Genomic DNA, 24,467 nt, shown 5'->3' with positions numbered 1-24,467 from the left:
TTACTTTTAAATTGTACTATTTTTGATTATTTTTACAAGTATGCTTTTAAAAGCAAAATAACGCCTAAATTAAAGGTGTTTATTTTTTGATACGTATACTATTAATTGTATTGCACTTATTTATTATATTGCAAATGTGAAGATACTTTTTTTTACAGTAGCATTATTTTTACCCCTAATTACATTTTTATATGGATATAATGCATAAAATAATGCATCATAAGGGTCTTGATACATATTTTTGTCAGGAATGTTAGTTTTGGTTTGGTCATAACGTAATTCTTCTAAACATTGAGTTGTTTTTGGTAAATCATCTTTATTTGCATAAAAGTTTCCATAACTCATAATATTTCTCATTCAAACTACTCTATTAGTTAATCCGGCTTCTTGATTTAAATTTGAAGCATGTTTAATAGCGGTTTGTGTTATTAAAATAGTATTGTGTTCATCAATTAATTTTTGATTTAATCAATCCATTGCTGTTCTTGCTTTATCATCATAAAAATAAATTGCTTGTTCAAAATTTTCAAAATTATCCATTAATCCTAAAATTTCATTAACATAAGCATTAATTTTTTCATTTTCATTTATAAAATCATTTGGAGTAACTACTAATTCACAAATAATATAAGCATCATAATAACCAGTATTATTATATTCTTTAAAACCAACTACCATAAATACAGTATGGTCTTTTGGTCCCGTAGCTCAATCAATACCAACACTATAAAAATCAAATTTATACATTTCTTTTTCTTGATTATAAAATTGTTTTAAATCATATGATTGTCAATATTTTACTGTTTTTTGAAATGGGAAAATTGTTGCATCGCTATCTAAAAATTCAAAACCATAATAAACAGTATTATATTCATCTGGATTACTTTTTTCCATTTCTAATAATGTTCTTTGTTGAATGTCAGGTAATTTATTTCAAAATGGTTGAATAGTAAATCTTAAAACAAATAAACCTAAACCACTAAACATATCTTTATTTTCATAATAAACTTTACCAACTTTTTTAAGATTTTTCATGACTTCATCATTTAATGGTAAAAATGGTGTACAGTATTTTAAATAAAATGGATGATATTTATCATAAGGATTACATGTAAAAGTAATGAAAAAACTTTTATAAAAATAACGAGTAATCTTTTGTCCAAAGGTAGAACTATATATATTTTTATCAATAAATGTTCAACTTCACTCTTTAATAGGTTTATTTGATACTTTAATACGATTACTTCTAAACATAGAGTTTTGTAAACGTTCATATCGATATGTTAATTGTTTTTCAGTTAATGTTTCTTTTTCTTCTGCCATAATAATTTCATCTGTTCTTGAACCTAAAAAACTTGACCCACCTGCTTCTTTTCCAAAAATCTTATTACCATTAGCATAACCAATAAAGTCAATTTGTTGATTACTTGGAAAGATAATACATCCCCCATCCTTAGTAATTTTTCATTTAATGCCATGTGGATTATTAGGTAATAAATTAATATTATATGTATCTAATAAAACTTGACAAACATTCATTAAAGCACCAATTGTAGTTTCACTATGAGTATTTTCATATCTTCTTACTTCTTGAACACTACTATCTCTAAAATTACAACATATAAATAAATCAAATGCTAAACAGTTTCAAGTTTTTCTTGTTCCACGTGCTGTTGGAACAAAACGATAAAAACAATTAGTAGTAAAATATTCTGCTCATTCATCACCAACAAATTCTTTAAAAATATCTCAACTAAAACCATAATTATTATCACTAAAATTAAGATTATATTTTTTATTTAATTGTCCATAACTACTAATAAAAGCCATATTTACTCCTTATTTTTTAAAAAAAATTAAACTTAAATTATTAACAAACAAAAATTAGAAAGGAACATTAAAAATGTTTATATTACCATTCGCAAATCATTTTGATTGAGACAAACATGATTTTAATCAAGATGAATTAAGTTTAAAACAAACAGAAGAATTATTTGCAAAAATAGATGATTATTTATGAAGTATATGTGATAAATCTGAATATAAATCATATAGATTTAGACAACGAAAATTAAAAGCAAAAAAAGGTTTATTAACTTATAAACGACGTATTTGTACACATTATAACACAAAAACACAAAAAATGGAGTACGTATCATTATTAGATAATTATCTTGGTGTTAAAAAATATAGTAAACTTGCACCTAACGTTATTAAACAAATTTTAAAATATTTTGCTGATGGTAAAAAGTATCGTGATGTTTGTGATACTTTTATTGAAGATTTAATAAGTAATAGTACAGTTTGTAGAACATATCAAAAATTTGAATTACCAAAAGCAAATATTCCCAAAATACCATTACAACCAAATCAAAATTTATATGTAAATATTGATGATGGTCATCGAAAATTTAAGTTTAATGAAAAACACAATACTAAAAATTGTAAAAAATGTTCGATGAGATTAATAGTAATGTGTACTGGTAAAAAGAAAAATGGAAAATTAATTAATAAAAGAGCTGTATGTAAAATAAGAGTTTCAAAAACAGAAATTGGTGCTGAAAAAACCGCAAAATTAATAGAAAAATATGGTAATTTATTTTTTGAAAACTTTGACCAAGCAAATTTAATAGTTTGTGGAGATAGTGCAAAATGAATTAGAAAAACTGCTACAATTTTAAATGCTAAATTTATTTTAGATAAATTTCATGCTTTTCATGTTTTATTTCTTGGTATAATGGCAGGAAGAAGAAAAAATCAAATTGCTAAATTACACTATCAAAATGCAATAAATTTATTTGCCAAAGGTCAATATTATGAATTAATTGATTTTTTACAATTATTAACTTTACAATATAAAAAATTAAAAGTTGGTTATTTTATTAATGCAAAAGATGGTGTATTAAACCAAGCATTAGTTGAAAATATTGGTTGCTTTACTGAAACTAATATTAAACAAATTTTAAAGCATATGATTGGTGATAGAACTTATAACATTGATATGTATACAAAAATGGTTAATTTTAAATGTTATCAAATAAATACAATTATCCAGTTATTATAAATTAAAACTTAAATTTAAAAAATAAATAAAAATAAAATAAAACTTATTAAAGAAAACTTTAATAAGAATTTTTGAGTTATAAAAGTAAGTATTATTGTTGACTAATATTTTTGAAGTGTTAAGATTAACTTACAATTGCATATTGAAGTCTAAATTATTCTCGTCTAAACTTATAATTTAAAGACAAATTTGAATATTATTGACAACATCGGTATGCTCCCAAAATATTTTATAGATTAGAAAGAGAGAAATAAAAATGCCCGATTTTAAAAGATTGAATTCAAATGTGTCTTCATCATCTGAATTAGAAATTAATGATAATGAAAAAGCAAAGAAGTCTAGTGGAATACCATCACCAAAGAAAATTAAAAATAATGTTAAAAAACAACTTAAAAAAAATATGCCTATTATAGGATCTGTTGCAGTTGGTGGAGGATTATTATTAGCAGGTACTCCTGTAGTAGGAGCATTAGCAGCAACAGCATCAGCTGCTGTTGTCACTTCTATTGTTGATAGAAAACTAGAAACTAATAAAGCAAAAAAAGAAAGTAAACAAAAAAATGAAATATTTAAAGAAGAACAAATGGAATGTTTCAAATCAAAATTAGCAAGTCAAAAAGCACAATATGATTATGAAAGAAAAACATTTGAAGTGGGACTGCTTGAAAAAGAAGTAGAAAACAAAAAATTAAAAATTGAATTAAAAATGTTAGATGATCATTTAGAAAAACTAAATAATAAATCTAATAGAGAACCATTGTCTGAATTAAATCCCAATATTAATCAGTTTAATAATAGTATAGTATTAGGTGCTAATAGTTTAGAAACAAATATAAATAATAGTGATAAAACAACATTAAGACCAAGTTTAGGTTAAAGAAAGGTAGAAAAATTATGTTTGGATGATTAGATGATATTGCCAAAGGAATAGAAAATATTGGAAATGATATTGGTAAAGGTGTAGAAGGTGTTATATCAGATATTGGCTCGGGTGTAGATAATATTGGTTCAGATATTGGTAAAGGACTGGAAGATATTATATCAGACATTGGTTCAGGTATAGAAGATATTGGAAATGATATTGGTAAAGGATTAGAAGAAATTGGTAAAGGTGTAGATGATATTGGTTCAGATATTAGTGGCATTTGAGAAGATATTTCAAAAGGATTTGAGGATTTTACAAAAGACGTAGGAAATTTTTTTGAAAAAGGTTGACAAGGGATAGAATCATTTTTTAGTGATTTATTTGAAGGATTAGACTTTTTACTTTATGCTGTACCAATAGTTATTGGAGGAGCAATTGCTGCTGCAATAAGTGTCAAGATTTATAAGGTAATAACTAAACTGCAAAAAGATAAACTAGTACGAATGAATCTTAAAGATGCGCAACGTCAAAGAAAACTTAATAAAAAAAATAGTCCATTATTAGGAACACTTAGTGATAAAATTGTAAAAAGTAAAGATAAAATTAAAAAAAGAGAAGATAAACTGCAAGAAGCAGAAAATAAGCTAAAAAATTTAAAAGCAAAAAATCAAAGATTAGAAGAAAAAGAACTTAATAAACAAGTTAAAATAGCTAAAAAGTTAAAAAAAATTAATAATTTTCAAAATGAAGTAAATGATAGTGAACCGTTAATTACTAAAAATAATTCTTCAACTTCATTTTCATTATAATATTTTTCTTATTTAAAAAAAGATTGCAGTTGCAATCTTTTTTATTGTCAACAATATAATATTTTATTCATAATATTATTTTTAAAAATTATATTAAGTTAGTTGTTAAAGAATGATAATTAATAAATGAATTTTGTAAAAAATGAAGTTTTATAAGTAAAAATATAGTTACTCTAACTTATCAATGTTATAATTTATCAAAGGAATAACTAATATTAATTTATGAAAATTTAGATAGAAAGGTGCTATTGCCATTAATATGTTTTTTAAAAGTGTAAAATTCAAGAAGACAAATGATGATTTTGAAACAGATGATAACTCTGAATCAGAAGTTAATATAGAAGGAAAACAAGAAATAATTACACCTTTTAAACAGTATAAAAGTAAAGATAGTAAAAATCTTTTTGCTAAAAAAATGTTATTAAAAAGAAAGCAATTAAAATTAAATAGTAAGAAAAAATTTAGTGTTCATGATTGAGGGATTGATAATACTAATTATGTTTTTATTGATTTTGAAATTGCAAATTCGAATAAAACAAGTGCTTGTCAATTAATTATGATAAAAGTAACACAAGGTAAAATTGTCAAAACTTATAGTTCGTTAATTAAACCACATCCTGAAGAATTTACTTTTTCTCATGTTCATGGAATTACAAATGAAAGCGTATCTTTAATGTCAAATTTTAAAGAATTATGAGTAGACATTGTTACTTTTTTTACTGAAAATACTGTTGTTATTGCTCATCATGCTAACTTTAACATTAATATCTTAAGATCATTAATAAATCATTATGATTTAGAGTGCTCTAATTTTTTTTACATTTGTTCAGTTAAGTTATTTAGAAGAACATATGATTATCCTAATAACCGTTTAAGTGCTCTTGCTCATAGTAATCAAATTAAATTTGATCATCATGATCCATTGGCAGATGTTACCACTTTACATAAATTAATTAATATACATTTCAGTGAACATTACCATTTAAAAACTTTATGTAATAATCTTAATATTAAAATGGGGAGATTATTTGGTGATTCTTTATCTTAATTAATATAAGATGTATTTTTATATATAAAAATACTTTTTAAGTTTAAAGGTATAGTAAATAAAAATTTGCAAATTTAAAAATTAACATTATAATTATACTTATGTAGGGATATTAAGATAAATTATTTAAGTCAAATTGTATACAAAAGAGGTTACAGTTATGGAAAAAGAAATAGATGTTGCATATGTTTTATCACCATTGGATACAGTCACTAATGTTAATGACAAAAGTGTCTTTTCAATAAAAACACATCTTGTGCTAATAAATAAAATACTTAAAAGTAAGTAATTACTGGTTTTAAATTAGTATTAATGATTACTAGTTAAAACAGTTGCTATTTTTAAGTGCAGCACTAATTCTTTAAATAATATTTATATCTTGTATAAAATATAATGAATTATAATCGAGAAGATTATTAACTAAAATTCAATTTTTATTTAATAAAAGTCTAAAAAGTACATGAATATTTTGCTTGTTTATGATAACATTACTAAAGAAATTAAAAATAAAATTTCTTATTTTTGATGTCATTAATTTTGATATGTAATATTTTATGAAATGGAGGTGAAATCAATGAAATATGACTATGAAATTATTGTAATTGGTGCGGGTCATGCTGGTGTTGAAGCGGCATTATCTTCTGCACGAGCAGGTCATAAAACTGCTATTATTACTCTTGATAAAACTAAAATTGCATTAATGCCATGTAATCCTTCTATTGGTGGACCCGCCAAAGGAGTTGTGGTTCGTGAAATTGATGCACTTGGTGGCGAAATGGCTAAAGCAGCAGATGCTACTGCTTTGCAAATGAAACTATTAAATCATTCACGTGGTCCAGCAGTTTGAGCTATTCGTGCTCAATCTGATAAAATTGCTTATTCACAATATATGCAAAATGCAATAAATAAACAAGAAAATTTAACAATTTTAGAAGTTATGGTACAATCATTAATAATTGAAGAAAACACTGCTAAGGGTGTTATTTTAGAGAATGGCGAAAAAATTACAAGTGAAATTGTGATTTTAACTACTGGTACTTATATGACAGCTTTAACTTTACAAGGTCATAATAAGAAATCAGAAGGACCAGATGGTCAAAGAACAAGTAATGGTATTTCTGAACAATTAAAAATTGTAGGCTTTAATATGATACGTTTAAAAACAGGAACACCACCTCGTATTAAAAAAAATAGTATTGATTTTGACAAAACTAATATTGAACTAGGTAGTGATTTACCTTTAGCATTTTCACATGAAACTAAAAATTTTTTACCATTAGCAAAACAATTACCTTGTTATTTACTTTATACAAATGATAAAACTCATACCATTATTAATAATAATTTAGATAAATCACCAATGTATAATGGTGAAGCACAAGGTACTGGACCACGTTATTGTCCAAGTATTGAGGATAAGGTAGTACGTTTTGCTGATAAGCCTCGTCATCAAATTTTCTTAGAGCCAGAATCACTTGCTTTGGATTCAATTTATGTCCAAGGTTTTTCAACATCATTGCCAATTGATGTGCAAGATAAAATGTTGAGAACGTTACCTGGTTTAGAAAATTGTGAAGTATTAAAATGAGCATATGCTATTGAATATGATGCTTTTGAACCAACACAATTATGACCAACATTGGAAACTAAATTAATTAAAAACTTATTTAGTGCTGGTCAAATTAATGGTACTAGTGGTTATGAAGAAGCAGCGTGTCAAGGTTTAATAGCCGGAATTAATGCCCATTTAAAAATAAAAAAAGAAAGACCATTAATTTTAAAGCGTGATGAAGCATATATCGGAGTTTTAATTGATGATTTAGTAACAAAAGGAACAGTTGAACCTTATCGTTTATTAACTTCTTTAGCTGAACATCGTTTATTATTACGAAATGATAATGCTCAAACAAGATTAATTAAGTATGGTTATCAAGTTGGCTTAGTTAGTGAACAACGTTGATCACAATTTAATATTCAACAAACATTAATGTCCAATATTGTTGAAAAATTAAAAACCATTAAAGTTAGTCCCAATTCAGAAGTTGCTAAGTATATTATTAATAATAATTTAGGTCCAATTCCCGATAATCATATTATTGCTTATGAATTATTAAAACGCCCAGGTGTCAAATTATCAATGTTTACTTCACAGTTACCTTTAATAAATGATTTACAATATCATGAATTAATGGAATTAGAAATTACAATTAAATATTCAGGGTATATTAATCAGCAACTAAAAATGGCGCAACAAACTAATAGTTTAGAAAAAAAACAAATTCCTAGTGATATTGATTATGATTTAGTAGAAAGTATTACTGGTGAAGCTAGAGAAAAATTAAAGCGCGTTAGACCATTAACAATTGGTCATGCTACAAGAATTTCTGGTGTTAGTCCTGCTGATATTCAAGTTTTATTATTTTTTTTAAAACGCAAATATCCAAATTTAAATATTTAATAAATTAGCGATCTTTTAATTAAGATCGCTAATTTTATATATTAAATATTTTACTTGCATTTTAAAGTTCAAAGAAGATTTTGATTTATGATGATCAAAAGAAATTAAACAGTAATAAAAATTGTAAATATGACACAAATTTAAGAGGTGATAAATTTATGAATAATGAAAAACAAAAAGAGTATAAGAAAAAGTGATATCAAAAAAATAAAAAAAAATACAAGAATATCAACAAAGACCTGAAGTGAAAGCAAAAATGAAAGAATATGCTCAAAGACCTGAAGTGAAGGCAAGAAAAAGAAAATATGATCAAGAGTGATATCAAAAAAATAAAGATAAAAAACGAGAATATGAGCAAAAACCTGAAGTAAAAGCAAAAAAGCAAAAATATGATCAAGAGTGATATCAAAAAAATAAAGAAAAAATGAAAGAATATGCTCAAAGGCCTGAAGTGAAGGCAAGAAAGCAAAAATATGAACAAAAATCTGAGGTAAAAGCAAAAAAACAAGAATATGCTCAAAAGCCAGAAGTGAAGGCAAGAAGGAGAAAATATGATCAAGAGTGATATCAAAAAAATAAAGATAAAAAACGAAAATATGATCAAAGTTTCAAAACCAAAGTAAGAAGAAAAAAATATGCTCAAAAACCCGAAGTAAAAGCAAAAAAACAAGAATATGCTCAAAGACCTGAAGTGAAGGCAAGAAAAAGAAAATATGATCAAGAGTGATATCAAAAAAATAAAGAAAAAATGAAAGAATATGCTCAAAGGCCAGAAGTGAAGGCAAGAAAGCAAAAATATGAGCAAAAATCCGAGGTAAAAGCAAAAAGGAAAATATATAATCAAAAATGATATCAAAAAACTAAAAAAACAAAACAAGAATTACAATTTAATAATAATTATCAAAAAGAAGTAATGGTAAATGCAATCAACAAATTAGCTGATGAATATCCTCCTGCTGCACATGTTTTAAGTGAAAATCAAAAAATTTGAAAATCTTATTTATAAAATAAAAATAAATTAAAAAAATGAATTGATAAAAAATAAATCTAATTCTTTTTCATGTAAATCATATATAACAATTTTCTTTTCACTTAAAATAAAATTAAGTTGTGATATATAATTTTTATCAATTAATTTAATTAAAATACTATCAGTATCTTTATTATATTTAAATTGAAAATTATATAAACTTAAAAGTGATGATGCTACAAGATTATTGCTTGTTTTTAAAACAAAAATTTTACCAACCCCAAATTTATCAATTGGTCCAGTATAAATTAATTTACCATATTCAATAATAGTACAATTATCAATAATATCTTTTGTTTCATCAATCATATGAGTTGTTAATAAAATAGTTTTTCCTTCTTTTTTTAAATCTTGTAAAACAGAAGTAAAAAATTTTCTTGATTCTGAATCTAAATTAGCTCCTGGTTCATCTAAAATAACTAGGTTTGGATCATGTGCTAGGGCAACAATTAACATAATTCTATTTTTCATTCCTGAAGAAAATGAATTTAAAGATTTATTACGTGATTCTCATAAACCAAAATTTTTTAATAATCTTTCTAAATTTATTAGTAATTTACTTTCTGAAATTATTGTTGTTTTACCTAAAAATTTCAAAAAATTATAAGCACTTAATCCTTGAGGAAAATTTTCTATATTCAAAGAATAACCTAAACTATTTTTTGAAAAAGTTGTTCCCGCTTTATAGCCATTAATGGTAATTAATCCTTCGTAATTACTTTTTGGAATAGCACCAATAATTGATTTTAACAGTACTGATTTACCACTTCCTGAACGGCCAACTAAAGCATGAATAGTTCCTTCAAATACAGTAAAGCTAATATTATTCATGTGAAATTTCTTAAATTTTTTACTATAGTTTTGAACATTAATTAAAATTTTATTTTTATCATTTGTTGACATAAATACTCTCCTAACTAACTTATCCAATATTCTTTTTTAAGAAAAAACAAAATGATAAGAAAAATAAAACAATACACAATACACCGTAAAATAAACTAACAATCAAATTATTTTGTATGCTTGTAGTATTATTAACATCAATTTTATATTCGCTATTTAAATGAAAAGTAAAATCAGGATAACTAAATAAAGTATTTTTTTGAACATTAAAATCAATACTTGATAAAGCTAATGGTTTAAATCAAAAATTACCATAACATCCCATATAATTTGTTCACATTTGGTTTCAGTGCTCAATAAAATTAAAATAGTTAATCAAAGTATATAAATTCATATTATTTTTAAATGCAATAAAATTTTCATCATTTAAAACTTTTTCTGATTTAACTTGATAATAAATTCATATTTGATTATAAATGTAATCTTCCACAGTTCTTAATAAAATATAAATTGGATTAAAAAAAAGATTATCATATTGGTTACGTAATGGACTGCTAAATTTAACATAATATCCACCATCTTTAAAAGCTCTTGTTCAATCATCACTAGTTAATGTTTTTTTATTACTACCTTCCTCAACATAAGATTTAGCAAGATCATATTCTAACAAATCAGGTATTTTTGATTTTTGTAAATAACAAAAATTATTAATTTCAAATTCATTATTATAATCTTCATATAATTGAAATAAATCTTTTTGAGTATCTTTATTAGATTCTTGAATCTTTTGTTTTAATTCTTTTAAATTAATAAAGTATTTATTAAAAACTAAAACTATTTTAACTGTTTTGCCATTAAAATCATTATGTCCATTTCAAACATCAATTTTACCTTCCATTTCACCACTATTAAATGAACTATTTAAAAGAAATCCTTCTTTTTTATAAAAATCTTGTCTTTTACTAATAACTTCTTTTTTATTAATATCTTGTAATTCATCAATTGTTAAACTATTATAAAAATCAGCAATATCTTTAGTTAAATTAGGATAACGAATTAATTCCATTTTATAATATTTATTAAATAACATTGCTTCTTTAATTTGTTTAACCAAATAAGGTCCAACACCTTCTTTAAAAGAAATTGGTAAATTTTCTGTTTTATTTAATATCAAAGAAGAAGGTAAACCACCCAAAAGGAATAAACTACAAAAAATAACAAATATTAAAAAAACCTTTTCTGATGAAAAAAACGCTAACATAGCTACCGATCCATTAGTTACTAAAATTGAGAAAAAAAGTAAAAAAAGAAATAATTTTAAAATAATTAAAATATAAAATTTAATATATATTATTTTTAGAATTACCCCTATGATGCCTCCAAAAACTAATAAAGTAATAATATTAGATACTATAAAAAATAATGAAGATAAAAATAACACGAAATATTGTGAAAGGATAATTACTTTTCTTGAATATGGCCTTGTTAGTATTAGAAGAAAAGAATTATCTTCAAATTGTGTACCAAATAACTTAATAGAATTCATTAAAGCAAAAATAAAAAGAAAAATGCTATACAAAATCATAATATAATATTGAAAAATAATGAAAAAAGTATTTGAACTTAATTTCAAAGTAAAAAAAACAATCACTATTGTTAAAGATATAAATATTGATAAAATAAATAAAAAAACTGTAATAAAAGAATAATAAACCTTAATAAAAATAAACTCTAATAATTTACCTAAATTTGCTTTTTCAACCATACCTCTCTTAAATAACCTCTCAATGTATTAGTTTATAATATTTTTATTTAAAAAAACAATTTTATTAATTTAGAAACAACAATATATACTAGCAATTATATAATCAATATTAAGCATAATATGAAACATTTCTTAGTAGAATTTTACTATGTTTTATATAATAAATCTTGTTTTAATAGTATTAAATACAGTAAATGTTAAATTTTAAAACTAGTTATTATTTTAAAAATAAAATAAGTAAAAACATAAAAAAACTTATAAAAAATCACTAAATATTATACTATTGGTGTTTATTATAAAATTTTAAAACATAATATAAAAAACAATTTTAGAATAATATAAAATGAAGTAAATATATTCAATTCAACAATTTAAATATGTCTTTAATTTATTAAATTAAAAACATATTTTATCCAAGTTTGATTTTAATAATATTATGTTTTAAAACAAAAAATAATCATTTTTTATTACTAATTTCAATAATAGTTGTATTGAATATATTTAAATATATAAAAAGATTTATTTAAGGGGGTATAAATTATGAAAAAATTATTAAGTATTTTGGGGGCAATAATTTTAAGTACTACTGCTACTACAAATATTATTGCTTGTGGTGGAAATAATGATGAACCAATACCAGAAGAGCATGGTAAAGAACAAAGTGATACTAATTTATTAAAAATAGCAGAAGAAAAAATTAATAGTTTATTTGGTGAACTAATAAAAGACAAAAAAAATATTTTAAGACCAGATAACTTTGGTAGTTCTGGACAAGAACTATTAACTGAAATTAATAAAATTATTGATAACCAAGAAATTACTAATCAAGATTTAACTAAACATTTTTATGACATAATTAAAGAAAACATTAGTAATTTTGGTGCTGAACTACGTAAGGATTCTAACTTAAAGTCATTATTTTCTGGTATTAATATTAATGAAATTTTAAAGTTAAATACTGATAAATCAAAAATTACTAAAGTTGAATTTAATGAATGAAAAAATAATAATGCTTTTGGGATGGATGATTATAATAAAGAAAAGTATCACATTGAATCTTGAAATCTTTTAAAATCAAGTTTAAAATTTGATTTAAAATGAAAGGATTTTGATGGTAATACATTAGATCGTGAATTAAGTATAGATTTTTTTGATATAAACTTTATTAATCAAAATGCTAATACTGAAGGCGTAATTGAAAAAGTAGCAAGCAAAATTGAAGATAATTTAAAAGATTATACTGTTGAAACTACTTTAGATTTAAAATGAAATATTTCAAAATGATGAAATAGTAATGAGTTAAAAGAAAACATTTTAGAAAAGATAAAAACAAAATTGGGAGCTAAATTTATTGCTCGTGATCAAACGAAATTTCATAATTATCAATTGCCAAATAATAATAATAATAATTGAAGTGTTACTAAAGAAAAACAAAATGATTTTCAAAGTATGGCACAAAAAGTATTTTTAAATCAATCAGGTTCTGATGTTAAATCAATTTTTACTAATAAAGCTAATTCATATGCACAAACCTTTGAAAACAAATTTGAAAGTTGAAAATATAGAAGCAAAATTACTTCAGATCTAGATAAAGTAAGTTTGTTCGGAGAATTTGAAATTAATAGTTGAACATATCATAATTTAACATTAAACCCTATTAAAATTCCTGTTGTCATCCGTGATACTATGTCAACACAAAATCGAATTAATAGTACTGCTGATAAATTAGCCAAATTTTGTTCTAAAGATGGTATTTGAAACAATCGCCTTACTATCAGTAAGTTTGAAGGTAACTTTACAATGAAAATGAATAAAAATGATTTTAAAGCTTACGAAAATAATAATTTTAGTGATACTTTAAGATATTTACAAGATAAAACTACTGATTTAGCAAAAAAGAATGGTTTTTTTCAAAATAATGATTCACTAGAATTAATTAATTGTCATGAATTAGGGCAAAAAGGTCTTAGATGACAAAACACGCAATTAAAATCTAAATTAAAAAATAATAAATATATTATAGATAATTTGTCTTTAGGTACCGTTGATATTTGAATGTATTTTAATGGTTATGTTTTATCTTTAGCGTATTCTTTTGCTCCAACTTATGCGGTAATAGAAGGTGATGATAATAATGTTTGAAATTAATATATAATTTAAAAAAATTATTAAACCTTAAAGATAGATAATACAAAAATTAGTAGTTTTTTAATTGAAAAATTACTAATTTTATATATTAAATATTTTTTTAAAATGAAATCTTTTTTGATTTTAATTTTTAAAATTTAGAATAGATTGCATTTATGATGAACAAAAATAAAAATCGTAAATATGTTCAAATTTAAGGGATGATAAATTATCAATAATGAAAATCAAAAAAATTGAAAATCTTATTTATAAAATAAAAATTATATAAAAAGTATTAACTATATTAACTATAATTAATATGTTGGTAACACAACACATTTATTAATTTTTTAAATTTAAAAACAATTAATTATCAAATAAAATTGACTAAGTAAAATAAAAGGAGTAGTAAGATTTATGAATAATTCAACAGAACAATCAAGAAATGAACCAACACATTTATTAGAAGAAAATATGACAAGCACAAGTACAAGTTGTTGACAAAAAGAATTTGGTTGTTGTTGTATTACAATGTTATCATCATCATTACTTTCAACAATGGGCTTCGGTGTTGGTGCAATATATGGTTTATTAAAAAACAATGATGCTAGTAATGTCAATAGTGTCGGTATAGGACTTTTCTTATTAGGAGCTATAACAGGACTTAGATGTGGAGTTGCAATTAATGACTGGTTAATAAAAAGAAATAATAATGAGCATCAAAATAATTTCAACAGTGGTTATGATAATGAGGGATTTTTACAGGAAGTTACTATAATAGATAAAGATGCTAGACCATTAATAATTTCTTCAATTTTCGGGAGCGTACCGAAGATGTCGATAAATAAAAATTTTTAAAAATAACTCCTTTCTTTTTTAAACTATTAAATTAAAAAATAAATGACAAAAGACGAGAATAAAATTCTTGTCTTTTTTTGTAATTGTAAAATTTTAAAATTTTTAATAACCGTCTTTAGCACTATTATCAACACGTGTTAGGGAACTAAAAAAGTGAACTACAACACAGTTGTTAAAAATAGTAGCTAGCATGTGGACTTGCATGGATAAATAAAAAGTGGAGTGATACCTAATAAAATATACTAACCAGAAATGGTAATTCTTGGGGTGGGAGCGAATTGGAAACTAGTATATATAGACCCGGAGTGGGGACCAACTATTATTCTTTATTTAACCAACCTTGCCACTACCAAGTGAGCAAGTGTTGGTTTTATTTTTTATTTTTTTTGAAAAATTTTTGGGCGAGAAAATAAATTTCAAACTTGTAAAAAAAATTGAGCGGGACCGGTTCAATTAAAATATTAATTTGCTAAACGCAAATTAAATAAATATTGAATCGAATGCCTTAATGTTTTTTAAAATTTCACAATTTATTTTTGAGCCCAGAATTGCTGGAATGAATAAAACAAATAGTAGTATTATTAATAATCTAAGAATAAAAATATATGTTCTTTATGCTAGAAGCAACAGAACATATTAGGAAAGGATTATTATGCAAATAGAATTTAAAAAAGAACAAATTGTTAAAGATAAATCACAATCTATTCTTATTGATTATGTTGAATATAAATTATCTCTTCCAAAATGAATGATTAAAAATAATTCTTTTATTGTTGATAACAGTTACACATATTGAGTTTTTAATTTAGAAAATATTAAAAAAGAATTAAGTGGTAATGAATTAATAAAGTTATTAGAACCATATATTAAAGACCAAAAAATAACTGTTAATAAACCAACTGCTCCAAAAGAATATTATCTTAATGATATAAAACTTGAACAATTAACATTTTATGAACAGCATAATAGTTGATTTATGGGTGAAATAACAGATAACAAAACTAAAATTACTAATCCTTGTTTTAAATATAACATTACGTGAGAAGAAAACAGAAAAGGTTTTAAAATAAATAATCCATATAAACATGATGATTTACCAATTAATTATATAGTTACTTCTTATAAGGAAATTTCAACTCATAATGAAAAAGTATTTTTGTTGAACATGTAAACAAAATAAATTAGATTATTTATTCTTTAATACTAATGATATAAAAACAAGAAAATATTTTTTAAGAGATAAAAATAGTAAAGCAATTTGTTATGACTGTATTTTAAATATTAGGTTAAGTAGGAGGTATAAATATGAATAAAGAAAAAATACTTGAATATCTTAAAGATGAATGAGAATGAAATAAAGAAATGAGAGACGATGAAAAAGTAACTAAACTTTGAAAAAGTTGTTTTAATGGAAGATTAAATCTTATATCTCAATTAAATCAAAAAATTAAAAATGGTGAATTTGATTAATAATGCAATATGACTTAATTATTGGGATTGACCCCGCTGGTATTGGTAATAATGGAATTGTTATATATTCAAATGAAACAAATAGGATTATTTATACAGAAACATTCAACACAACACATGTTTTTGAAAGTAAAAATCGTTATAAAAGAATATTATCAATAATCAAAGAACAATTTTTTGAAAACAAAATATTAGTTATTGTAGAAAATTTCTTTTTAAGTTCAAAACAATTATTAACTAATCCATTAGCAACTCCTAAAATTATTGGTTCATTAATGGTATTAGTACAAGATGTTTTCAACTGAGATTATCTAGAAAACCAACCAAAAAATAAAAATAAAATAACAAATTATAAAGGAAATATAAAATTAACAAAACATGAACAAGATGCATATAAACACATTCAATACTATTTAAGGAATTATAAAAATGAAAGATAAAGCCAATTATGTCAAATTAACAGTAAAACTAAGTAACACTATTGAAGCAAAATATTACGAAAAAGGTAATAAAGAATTATATTATAGTGTTCGTGGTCAATGAAATGGTTTAAACTATGTTACTTTAATTTTTAATAATCCAAAATTTTATAACCGATGTATTTTATTAAACAAAAACGATGAAATTATTGTAACTGGTCAAATTTTTAATACTTTAAACATTCCTAAAAATCGTGTATTTTGTTCAATTAATGTTAAATGATTTAAAAAATGAAAAGAGTAAAAAATGATATGATGAGAAATTTTATTAATAGCACCAATATTAATAACAAGTATAACACTAATAATATTTTTAATATTTATTATTAAAGAATTAAAAAATGAATATAAAGTATTAAAAATATTAAGTGAAATTGCTAATCAAATTGAAAATAAGGAGAATAAATAATGAAATGTTTTCTTTGCATGCATGGAGAAATATATTCTCCAAAAACCTTGTATAAAATAAAAAAATTGAAAAAAATAATTTACCAAGATAGAGATATTGATAGTGAAGATTTTAAGAAAAGATATGAATATCTTTTAAAAAAATTAGGTGATGGTGATAATCAAATTATTTGAATAAATTTATTAATAAAGCAAGAAAGAAATAATAGAAAGGAGAATAAATAATGAATAAAGAAGTATGTTGTGAAGATTGTTGTGTATGTGATAAAAAACATGATTTATTTACTTGTGAAAAAAACTGCTGAGAAAATGTATGTGAACATTGTTATCAAGGTGATAAAGAACATAGAAATAAAGTTGATGAAATTAATAAATCAAGACATAAAAATTGTATTAATAAAGAAAGATTTATGCAATATCTTAAAAACACATATCGCTTAAACGGATATTATGAAGAAGTTTATAAACCAATTAAAACCAGAATTAAAGACCGGTGATTTGATAATGACTAATTATTTACTTTCAATTGACCCAAGTATTAAAAATACTGGATTTACTTTATGAAAAAAAGTTTATTTACATGATAAATATGATTTTTGAAATTGAAAACCAATATTTGTTAAAAGTTATAATTTAAAAGAATATGATGGACAAAGAAAATTTTATTGAGATATAAAAGTTAATGATAATGAATTGGATTTAATTATTGAACGTGGTACTTTTAATTCAAAAAATGGTATTGGTTATGAAACTCAAGAACATTTACGTGGTTTTATTGCAGGACAATTTAATAAATTATTAACAAAAGATATGTTAATAAGTCCAAGTGAATGAAAGAAATGATATGAACGTTATGACCCACCTATTTTTTGATTAAGACCTTGAGATAAAGAACTAAGTATATATGTTGCTGAAGAAATTATTAAAGAAAATAATTGAAATATAAAAATATCAAATCATGATGAAGCAGATAGTTTATTAATTGGTTGATATTATTTAAATAAGGAGAATAAATAATGAATAAAGAAAAATTACTTAAATATATGAAAGATATAATTAAATGAACTAAAAAAATTAATTATACAAACTCTGATTTGGACAAAAATATTTTAAATTTATTAATTGAAAAAATAGAAAAAGGTGAATTTGATAATGACTAAATTAACAGATTTATTTGGTCAAGATAAAATAGAAATATTTTCACCAAATCCCAAAGATTTAACAGATAGTAATGATATAAAAGCAATTATTTTATGAAAATATCCTAATGTTATTGCTGAATATTTAGTTGTTTCTCAACCACATGCAAATACTGCTATTTTAGTTGGTGATAACGTTCACTATACAGGTTGAGTTGAAGTGTTTATTAAACCAAAAAATGAAGGAGTAAATGAAAATGCCAAATGACACGAATGTACAATCAAATAACTATACTTTATTAAAAATAATAAGAATTGGAATAAGTCCATTATCAGCAATGATTGGTACAAGTGCTTATTATGGTCAAATTATTGGTAATCCAGTATTAGGAAGTATTAATGCTTTATTATTTAGTAAAAAGTTAGGAATTGATATATGAAACTTAAATCAAATGCCAAGTACTAAAAAGAAAATATTAAATTCAAGTAAAAAAATATTATTAGGTTTAGGAACTATTGGTTTAATTAATTATGCAAAATTTACAAAAATCAATCCTAATCCTGAACCACCACCTTGATTAACAACTACTACCACAGAAACACCACCATGACCATTATTATTAACTAATGATAATAAACAACAAATGGATTGAGATACATATATTAGTTTAAGTACTTATGGTATATCAAATCTAATTGGTGGGTTAAGTGAATTAATACCTAATAGATTTGAAGTAATAAGAAAAATATGTAATATGGCAACTAGTGGATGTCTAATTTCAAGTGGTGTAGCTATGGGTATAAATAATGATTTTAATAATGCTTATGCAGTACCAACAATAGTTGCTGGTGCAAGTGAAATTATACATAATTTATTACCTATGGAAACTACAAACCATAATCAAGAAATGCAAGAAACATCATTTACAAATGAAACAAGAAGATTAATTAATAGTGATGCTATTAGTAATAATAGTGGAAGTAGTGATGTTTTATATGAAAGACCAACTACATATGATAGTTTATAAAGGAGATGATAACTAATGAATAAAGAAAAATTGATTGAATATTATAACAATGAAATTCAGACATATAAAGAAAGAATGGAACAATTAAATAAAGAAATATCTTTATTGGTAACTATTATAAGTAATTCAAAATCAATGATTGAAAGAATTAATAATGGTCAATTTGACGAATAATTAAAAATAAATAATTGAAAGGAAATAATTGAAAATGAAAGAATTTTTACATGAATTAATTATTATTGGAACAAGTGTAGGAACATTAATTTGTAGAGAATTAATTGTTTGATTTAAAAGATTTATTACAACTCCAAAACATATTAGAAGAAATAATAAAGTGATGAAACATCAAAAAAAATTAGCAAAACTTAATGAAAAAATTAATGGAAAAGAAAATAAATAATAAAGGTGTGATTTAAATGTTAGAAAATGAAACTAATGTTGAACAAAATACTGAACCTTTAACTGAAAATAATAATTTACAACAAGAGCAAGAAATTAAGATTGTTGAATTAGAAAATAAGTTAAATAAACTTAATCAAGAAATTAAAGAAAAAGAAATAATTAATATATTTAAAAAATATCAAGTTAAAAAAGAATTTTATGAATTTTTAAAATTTAAAACAAGTAATATAGAAAATTCAAAAATTGAAGAAACTATTAAAAAAATGATTAAAGAACAACCACTATTTAAAGAACCAATTAATACAGGTGGTAAACAAGAAACAATATTAACAAATCAAGAAACTTCAATAAAAAGTAGTTTATTAGATTATAAAAAGAAAAATAATTTATAAAAGAAAGGAAAATTTAAAATGCCAAATCCAGTGCCATTTAAACAAAATTTAGATAATACTACAAAATTAGTAGAAACACCTGAATTTATAGAATTTTATAAACAATCAAATAGTCCATGAGCAAGTTTTTTTCCAATTGAAATGGTTAATTCTACAAAAATTGAATTTATAGTTAAAAAACCAAAAGACCCAACATTCAAAATACTTCATTGAAATGATAAAAGTAAAGGATTAGAAGTTGGTTATGTTGATACTGATAAAATTATTAAAGAAATTACAAAAGAAGCTAGTACAGGAGAAATGATTGGTGAAGTTGATTTATTTGCAGATAATGGGCAAAATTTACTAGAAAGTATGCAATATGAAGTTGCTAATGATTTAGCAGATTATTTAGCAAATAATGATACAAATACAATTGCTAAATCTGCCAAAAAAGTAATCATTACTGATACAACACCAGTAGGATATTTAAAATCAATGTTATCAGCATGAAATACTTTATTTCAATTAAGAAATAGTAATAATTGTAAATTTTTTATAACAAATAGTCTTTATGATACTTTAGTTTATTTAGCAGATAATAAAGGTTTAATTACTGATAATCAACTAGCACAACAATTAAGATTAAATGGAACAAATTTATATATTAAAGGTGTATTATGTCAAATTGTTATGGATGATTATATGACATTTAAAAATACTGAAAATAAAAATCAAATTATGAATTTTGTTTTAGCAACACCAAAAGCAATGAAAAGATATATGTTACAACAAACTAGTATATATGTTGAAGATATTAAAGATGGTAAAGTTCCAAAAAGATATTTAGTTGGTGGACAAGTAACAGGAGAATCTATTCCTTATATGTCAAACTCAGAAACAGAATCAAGATGAATGTTATGTGGTATTGTTAATAAAAAATATTTAAGTGAAGAAATTACAACATTAACAACTAATATTACTGCTGATACTACTAAAAAGAATAAATTATTAGATACAACAATTAAAAATACAACTGAACTAAATAATTTAAATCCAAATTTAACAACTCCAATTATTAATTATTTTAGTGATGCCCAAGGTCAAGTTGATGTAAGTAATCAAAACCAAAAAGCAGGAGATTTATATGTAGTAATCACTACTAATGACACTGATAAAAATTATCAAGGTTCAACAAATCCTATAAAAATAACTCTTAAATAAGGATAATTATTATGCCAATTGGTACAACTAGTACAGCAATACTTTTAAACATAAATAAACCAAAACATACTAGAACAAGTCAACAACAAGAACATAAAAGTTGATGATGAGAAATTTTAAAAATGATTGGTGTACAAGTAATAGCAGTAGCACTTGCTCCTTTTACTGGTGGATTAAGTGAAAGTTTAGCACTTGGTTTAGGTGCAAGTGATTTACTTGCTAGTATTAGTGCTGTTGGTGTAGAGTTTTTAACTGATTTTACTATTAATCAAGTTTATGATTATTTAAAAGGAAATGTTACACCATTAAATACTTTTTTTAATATATTACCTGCATTTGCTGGACTTAATAGAATTAGTCGTGGTTATCGTACAACTAAATTTATTAGTTTAGCAGAAAAAACTAAAACATTAGAACAAATTGGTATTAAAAAAGCAAAAAATTTACAAGAAATCATTAGTCAAGTAAGTGAAAAACAATTTTTAACAGATAAAATTATTGGAAATAAACGTTATTTATTTAATTATAACCATGCTCCAAATCGCGAAACAATAATACAAAATTTAGGTTTTGTTGCTGAAAGACAATATAAAAATAATTTTGCAAAATTAGAAGTACAAGAATTAAAAAATTATTTATTATTACAAAATGAATTAATAAAGTTAAGTCCACAGTTAACTCCTAAATTTAAAATTAAAGATATTGATAAAGCAAACAATTTTTTACAAAAATATAATACTGATTTAAAAGAAGTATTAAAAATGAACCAACATGACTGATTAAATTTAGTTCATACAATACATGCAGAAAATAGATATGGAAAATCTTTAATTTTAGATTTACAAAAAATTCGTGCTAATGCAATTAAATTTAATTTTAAAAATAGTTCAATTCATAAATTAGTATTAAAAGCAAATCAAACTTTTAAATATTTTGATATTAAATTTTATTTTAAAAAAGGTTTAAATAAATTTTGAAAAGATACTTCATATTTTGAAAAAATAAGAATAAATATTTATAAATTACAAGAGAAATTCGAAAAATTAGAAAAACAAGCATTTGAAAAAATTAATAAATTAAAAGAAAAAACAATTGATGTATTTACAAGTGCTGAAAAGAAAGCAATTAAACATGCACAATTAATTCCATTAAATTCACCAGTATTTATGGCTTGTAAAATTCAACCTTTATCATTAGATAAATGTGGAATTACTATTTATCATCGTAATCCTAAATATAAACCAATTGTAGTTATTGATAGTATTATCAAAGCAGAAACTTTTGTTATTCAAATACATCCATTTCATTGATATAGATGATATAGCGGTTGATATATTGGATATGGAGTTAGTCAAAATAAATGATTAAAAAGTATTGCTTTTGCTCCACCAGTTGTACAACAAATGATTAAAGATAGTTTTAAAATTTATAGGCAAATATTAAGGACAATTAGAACTTATCATAAAGTAGTTAATGTTATTAATAATCCTATTGATAATGTCAATAAATCATTTAAAAGGGTGGGTTTAAAATTCTCAGTTAATACTGTATTTGGTACTGGATTGTTAAGACATTTAGAAAAATTTGCATATAATCAAGTTGTAAAAAAAGGAAAGAAAAAATTACAAAAAGAAATTATACATATATCACATAGAAAAACTAAATCAAAAACCAAACGTTATAAAAAAGCATTTTTTAAGGAATGATAAAATATGATTAATAAACTTTGAACTGGTGTCAGTTTAGAAAATTATAATAACTGATATCCATTAACTGGAACAATTACAGAAACACCACGACAATATATAAATACATGACCAAATGTTGATGATTGATTTAAAACATTTGCTATTCGTGCTCAAAATGATATTAATGCTTATCTTGATTTTATTTTATCTAAATTTCCTTTTGATAGTTTTAAAGATGAATTAATTAAAGAAACTTTAAGAGATATGGTTTATGTTATGGTTGAACATTGAGTATTTAATCGTACACCAATTGAATTTAATGTTGATGCTACTATTCAATTTAATAATGGTAATCAATTTAGTGCAAGTAGTACTCCTACGATTAATATTTGAGATTTAGCACCTAGTAGAATGAAAATATGAGCAAGATTAACAGAATTAAAACAAATATTTTCAAATTATAATAATGATGAAATAGATGTTGAAAAAATTGACTTAAAAGCATTTTATACTAGAAACCAAGTTAATGAATTAATTCAAGAACAAAAAGAATTTACATTATCAAAGCAAATAAAATTATATGATGATACCATTAATGGTAATAAAAATGAAACATATAGGGGACCAGTTACAAATTTAATAAATAAAGGTTATGTTGCAACAGAATATGACTCAAAAACTGAAACTATGATTTTAGATTGACCTAATGAAATTGGAACATTACCACCTGATGTTTTACAAAACAATCCACAAATTGGTGATTATACACATGCACCAACTTGTGATTTTTCTGCTAAACAACAAAAACGAATTACTACAAATGAAAATGAAATTACCAAATTAAATAGTAAATTAATTAAAACAAACGAAAATATTAATGATGTTAAAAATAATTGATTTAATATTGAAACTAGTCCCTTATGAAAAAAAGTTGAAAATAATAATATAGAAATATTTAAATGATATTTTATTAAAATCAGTTATCAATATTCAACAGAAAATAACTTTATGAAATTTTATAAAGTAATTAAAATTTATTTAAATAATGTTTTTAACGAATTTGAATTGTTAAATGTTGATTCCATGACTTATGGAGAACAAATACAAAATAAAAATATTTTAAATATTGGAACTATTTACTATAACAATAAAAAGAAACAATTTAGTGGTGGTGGTAATTCTTATCCTGAACTTGGAAAAATTAATTTAATTGGTGATATAGAAGAAATATATCAATATCAAGGAATAGATACACCAACTGAATTTATAGCAGAAGAAAATATAATAATAATGAAGAAAAATCTAAATTAATTTTTTTAGAAAATAAAAGTACACACACTTCTATTTTAAGTTATTTTGGTTTTAATGATTTTAATCATGAGACTTATTTT

General features: G+C 23.1%; 31 protein-coding genes. 28 read left to right on the top strand and 3 right to left on the bottom strand.

What is annotated here, in order from left to right; translation table 4 throughout:
• Positions 1 to 123: 123 nt before the first annotated feature.
• The gene (locus AACK83_RS01480; RefSeq protein ID WP_338958622.1) at positions 124 to 1,830 is read right to left on the bottom strand and encodes a hypothetical protein; all 1,707 of its coding nucleotides are present in this window, start codon (positions 1,828 to 1,830) and stop codon (positions 124 to 126) included.
• 73 nt (positions 1,831 to 1,903) lie between these two features.
• On the opposite strand from AACK83_RS01480, the gene AACK83_RS01475 reads away from it, so the two are divergent.
• From AACK83_RS01475 to AACK83_RS01445, 7 genes are all read left to right on the top strand, one after another.
• Positions 1,904 to 3,064, top strand: a complete 1,161-nt coding sequence (locus AACK83_RS01475) for an Mbov_0401 family ICE element transposase-like protein (protein ID WP_338958625.1) — start codon at positions 1,904 to 1,906, stop codon at positions 3,062 to 3,064.
• Between the two features lie 256 nt (positions 3,065 to 3,320).
• Positions 3,321 to 3,941 (top strand): hypothetical protein, encoded by a 621-nt coding sequence (locus AACK83_RS01470; protein ID WP_338958931.1) that lies wholly within the window; start codon positions 3,321 to 3,323, stop codon positions 3,939 to 3,941.
• Between the two features lie 17 nt (positions 3,942 to 3,958).
• Positions 3,959 to 4,738 (top strand): hypothetical protein, encoded by a 780-nt coding sequence (locus AACK83_RS01465; RefSeq protein WP_338958929.1) that lies wholly within the window; start codon positions 3,959 to 3,961, stop codon positions 4,736 to 4,738.
• A 259-nt stretch (positions 4,739 to 4,997) separates the two neighbouring features.
• Complete coding sequence (locus AACK83_RS01460) at positions 4,998 to 5,786, top strand: exonuclease domain-containing protein (protein ID WP_338958926.1); 789 nt, start codon at positions 4,998 to 5,000, stop codon at positions 5,784 to 5,786.
• A 160-nt stretch (positions 5,787 to 5,946) separates the two neighbouring features.
• Entirely contained in the window at positions 5,947 to 6,075 is a 129-nt protein-coding gene (locus AACK83_RS01455; protein ID WP_255495891.1) for a hypothetical protein, read from the top strand.
• A 285-nt stretch (positions 6,076 to 6,360) separates the two neighbouring features.
• The gene (mnmG, locus tag AACK83_RS01450) at positions 6,361 to 8,244 is read left to right on the top strand and encodes a tRNA uridine-5-carboxymethylaminomethyl(34) synthesis enzyme MnmG (protein ID WP_338958921.1); all 1,884 of its coding nucleotides are present in this window, start codon (positions 6,361 to 6,363) and stop codon (positions 8,242 to 8,244) included.
• Positions 8,245 to 8,500: 256 nt separating this feature from the next.
• The gene (locus tag AACK83_RS01445) at positions 8,501 to 9,250 is read left to right on the top strand and encodes a hypothetical protein (protein ID WP_338958919.1); all 750 of its coding nucleotides are present in this window, start codon (positions 8,501 to 8,503) and stop codon (positions 9,248 to 9,250) included.
• A 12-nt stretch (positions 9,251 to 9,262) separates the two neighbouring features.
• On the opposite strand, the gene AACK83_RS01440 is transcribed toward AACK83_RS01445, so the two are convergent.
• Positions 9,263 to 10,177, bottom strand: coding sequence for an ABC transporter ATP-binding protein (locus AACK83_RS01440; RefSeq protein WP_252319855.1), 915 nt, complete (start codon positions 10,175 to 10,177; stop codon positions 9,263 to 9,265).
• 19 nt (positions 10,178 to 10,196) lie between these two features.
• Entirely contained in the window at positions 10,197 to 11,312 is a 1,116-nt protein-coding gene (locus AACK83_RS01435) for a hypothetical protein (protein WP_338958916.1), read from the bottom strand.
• A 175-nt stretch (positions 11,313 to 11,487) separates the two neighbouring features.
• Between AACK83_RS01435 and AACK83_RS01430 the strand changes: the two genes are divergently transcribed.
• The 21 genes from AACK83_RS01430 (at position 11,488) to AACK83_RS01330 (ending at position 24,387) form a co-directional block, all read left to right on the top strand.
• Complete coding sequence (locus tag AACK83_RS01430; RefSeq protein WP_338958915.1) at positions 11,488 to 11,709, top strand: hypothetical protein; 222 nt, start codon at positions 11,488 to 11,490, stop codon at positions 11,707 to 11,709.
• 713 nt (positions 11,710 to 12,422) lie between these two features.
• The gene (locus AACK83_RS01425; protein WP_338958914.1) at positions 12,423 to 14,030 is read left to right on the top strand and encodes a lipoprotein; all 1,608 of its coding nucleotides are present in this window, start codon (positions 12,423 to 12,425) and stop codon (positions 14,028 to 14,030) included.
• A gap of 396 nt (positions 14,031 to 14,426) precedes the next feature.
• Positions 14,427 to 14,867, top strand: coding sequence for a hypothetical protein (locus AACK83_RS01420; protein WP_338958912.1), 441 nt, complete (start codon positions 14,427 to 14,429; stop codon positions 14,865 to 14,867).
• A gap of 508 nt (positions 14,868 to 15,375) precedes the next feature.
• Positions 15,376 to 15,507 (top strand): hypothetical protein, encoded by a 132-nt coding sequence (locus tag AACK83_RS01415; RefSeq protein WP_338958910.1) that lies wholly within the window; start codon positions 15,376 to 15,378, stop codon positions 15,505 to 15,507.
• Between the two features lie 12 nt (positions 15,508 to 15,519).
• Complete coding sequence (locus tag AACK83_RS01410) at positions 15,520 to 16,038, top strand: hypothetical protein (RefSeq protein ID WP_338958907.1); 519 nt, start codon at positions 15,520 to 15,522, stop codon at positions 16,036 to 16,038.
• A gap of 134 nt (positions 16,039 to 16,172) precedes the next feature.
• A complete protein-coding gene (locus tag AACK83_RS01405; protein ID WP_338957566.1) occupies positions 16,173 to 16,337 on the top strand; it encodes a hypothetical protein in 165 nt (54 codons plus the stop codon).
• 2 nt (positions 16,338 to 16,339) lie between these two features.
• Positions 16,340 to 16,777, top strand: a complete 438-nt coding sequence (locus tag AACK83_RS01400; RefSeq protein ID WP_338957565.1) for a hypothetical protein — start codon at positions 16,340 to 16,342, stop codon at positions 16,775 to 16,777.
• Positions 16,767 to 17,060 (top strand): hypothetical protein, encoded by a 294-nt coding sequence (locus tag AACK83_RS01395; protein ID WP_338957564.1) that lies wholly within the window; start codon positions 16,767 to 16,769, stop codon positions 17,058 to 17,060. The genes AACK83_RS01400 and AACK83_RS01395 overlap by 11 nt, the downstream gene beginning before the upstream one ends.
• A gap of 3 nt (positions 17,061 to 17,063) precedes the next feature.
• Positions 17,064 to 17,225 carry a hypothetical protein gene (locus AACK83_RS01390; protein ID WP_338957563.1) on the top strand — a complete coding sequence of 54 codons (162 nt, stop codon included), beginning with the start codon at positions 17,064 to 17,066 and terminating at the stop codon, positions 17,223 to 17,225.
• Positions 17,225 to 17,449 carry a hypothetical protein gene (locus AACK83_RS01385; RefSeq protein WP_338957562.1) on the top strand — a complete coding sequence of 75 codons (225 nt, stop codon included), beginning with the start codon at positions 17,225 to 17,227 and terminating at the stop codon, positions 17,447 to 17,449. Before AACK83_RS01390 ends, AACK83_RS01385 begins: the two co-directional genes overlap by 1 nt.
• Positions 17,449 to 17,736 (top strand): hypothetical protein, encoded by a 288-nt coding sequence (locus AACK83_RS01380; protein WP_338957561.1) that lies wholly within the window; start codon positions 17,449 to 17,451, stop codon positions 17,734 to 17,736. Before AACK83_RS01385 ends, AACK83_RS01380 begins: the two co-directional genes overlap by 1 nt.
• Positions 17,729 to 18,241, top strand: a complete 513-nt coding sequence (locus tag AACK83_RS01375) for a hypothetical protein (RefSeq protein ID WP_338957560.1) — start codon at positions 17,729 to 17,731, stop codon at positions 18,239 to 18,241. Before AACK83_RS01380 ends, AACK83_RS01375 begins: the two co-directional genes overlap by 8 nt.
• Positions 18,241 to 18,384 (top strand): hypothetical protein, encoded by a 144-nt coding sequence (locus tag AACK83_RS01370; RefSeq protein WP_338957559.1) that lies wholly within the window; start codon positions 18,241 to 18,243, stop codon positions 18,382 to 18,384. The genes AACK83_RS01375 and AACK83_RS01370 overlap by 1 nt, the downstream gene beginning before the upstream one ends.
• The gene (locus AACK83_RS01365) at positions 18,377 to 18,652 is read left to right on the top strand and encodes a hypothetical protein (protein WP_338957557.1); all 276 of its coding nucleotides are present in this window, start codon (positions 18,377 to 18,379) and stop codon (positions 18,650 to 18,652) included. Before AACK83_RS01370 ends, AACK83_RS01365 begins: the two co-directional genes overlap by 8 nt.
• The gene (locus AACK83_RS01360) at positions 18,621 to 19,391 is read left to right on the top strand and encodes a hypothetical protein (RefSeq protein ID WP_338958822.1); all 771 of its coding nucleotides are present in this window, start codon (positions 18,621 to 18,623) and stop codon (positions 19,389 to 19,391) included. Before AACK83_RS01365 ends, AACK83_RS01360 begins: the two co-directional genes overlap by 32 nt.
• A 15-nt stretch (positions 19,392 to 19,406) precedes the next feature.
• Positions 19,407 to 19,565 (top strand): hypothetical protein, encoded by a 159-nt coding sequence (locus tag AACK83_RS01355; RefSeq protein WP_338957552.1) that lies wholly within the window; start codon positions 19,407 to 19,409, stop codon positions 19,563 to 19,565.
• Between the two features lie 34 nt (positions 19,566 to 19,599).
• Entirely contained in the window at positions 19,600 to 19,791 is a 192-nt protein-coding gene (locus tag AACK83_RS01350; RefSeq protein ID WP_338957816.1) for a hypothetical protein, read from the top strand.
• A gap of 16 nt (positions 19,792 to 19,807) precedes the next feature.
• Positions 19,808 to 20,185 carry a hypothetical protein gene (locus tag AACK83_RS01345; RefSeq protein WP_338957549.1) on the top strand — a complete coding sequence of 126 codons (378 nt, stop codon included), beginning with the start codon at positions 19,808 to 19,810 and terminating at the stop codon, positions 20,183 to 20,185.
• Positions 20,186 to 20,203: 18 nt separating this feature from the next.
• A complete protein-coding gene (locus AACK83_RS01340) occupies positions 20,204 to 21,388 on the top strand; it encodes a hypothetical protein (RefSeq protein WP_338958609.1) in 1,185 nt (394 codons plus the stop codon).
• Between the two features lie 11 nt (positions 21,389 to 21,399).
• Positions 21,400 to 23,097 (top strand): hypothetical protein, encoded by a 1,698-nt coding sequence (locus tag AACK83_RS01335; RefSeq protein ID WP_338958904.1) that lies wholly within the window; start codon positions 21,400 to 21,402, stop codon positions 23,095 to 23,097.
• A gap of 3 nt (positions 23,098 to 23,100) precedes the next feature.
• Positions 23,101 to 24,387: a hypothetical protein gene (locus AACK83_RS01330; RefSeq protein WP_338958901.1), complete on the top strand. Its 1,287-nt coding sequence runs from the start codon at positions 23,101 to 23,103 to the stop codon at positions 24,385 to 24,387.
• Positions 24,388 to 24,467: the final 80 nt, after the last annotated feature.

It is taken from the genome of Spiroplasma endosymbiont of Tiphia femorata (assembly GCF_964020225.1).
GTDB lineage: Bacteria > Bacillota_I > Bacilli_A > Mycoplasmatales > VBWQ01 > Spiroplasma_E.
This window is presented reverse-complemented; position numbering and strand designations above follow the sequence as displayed.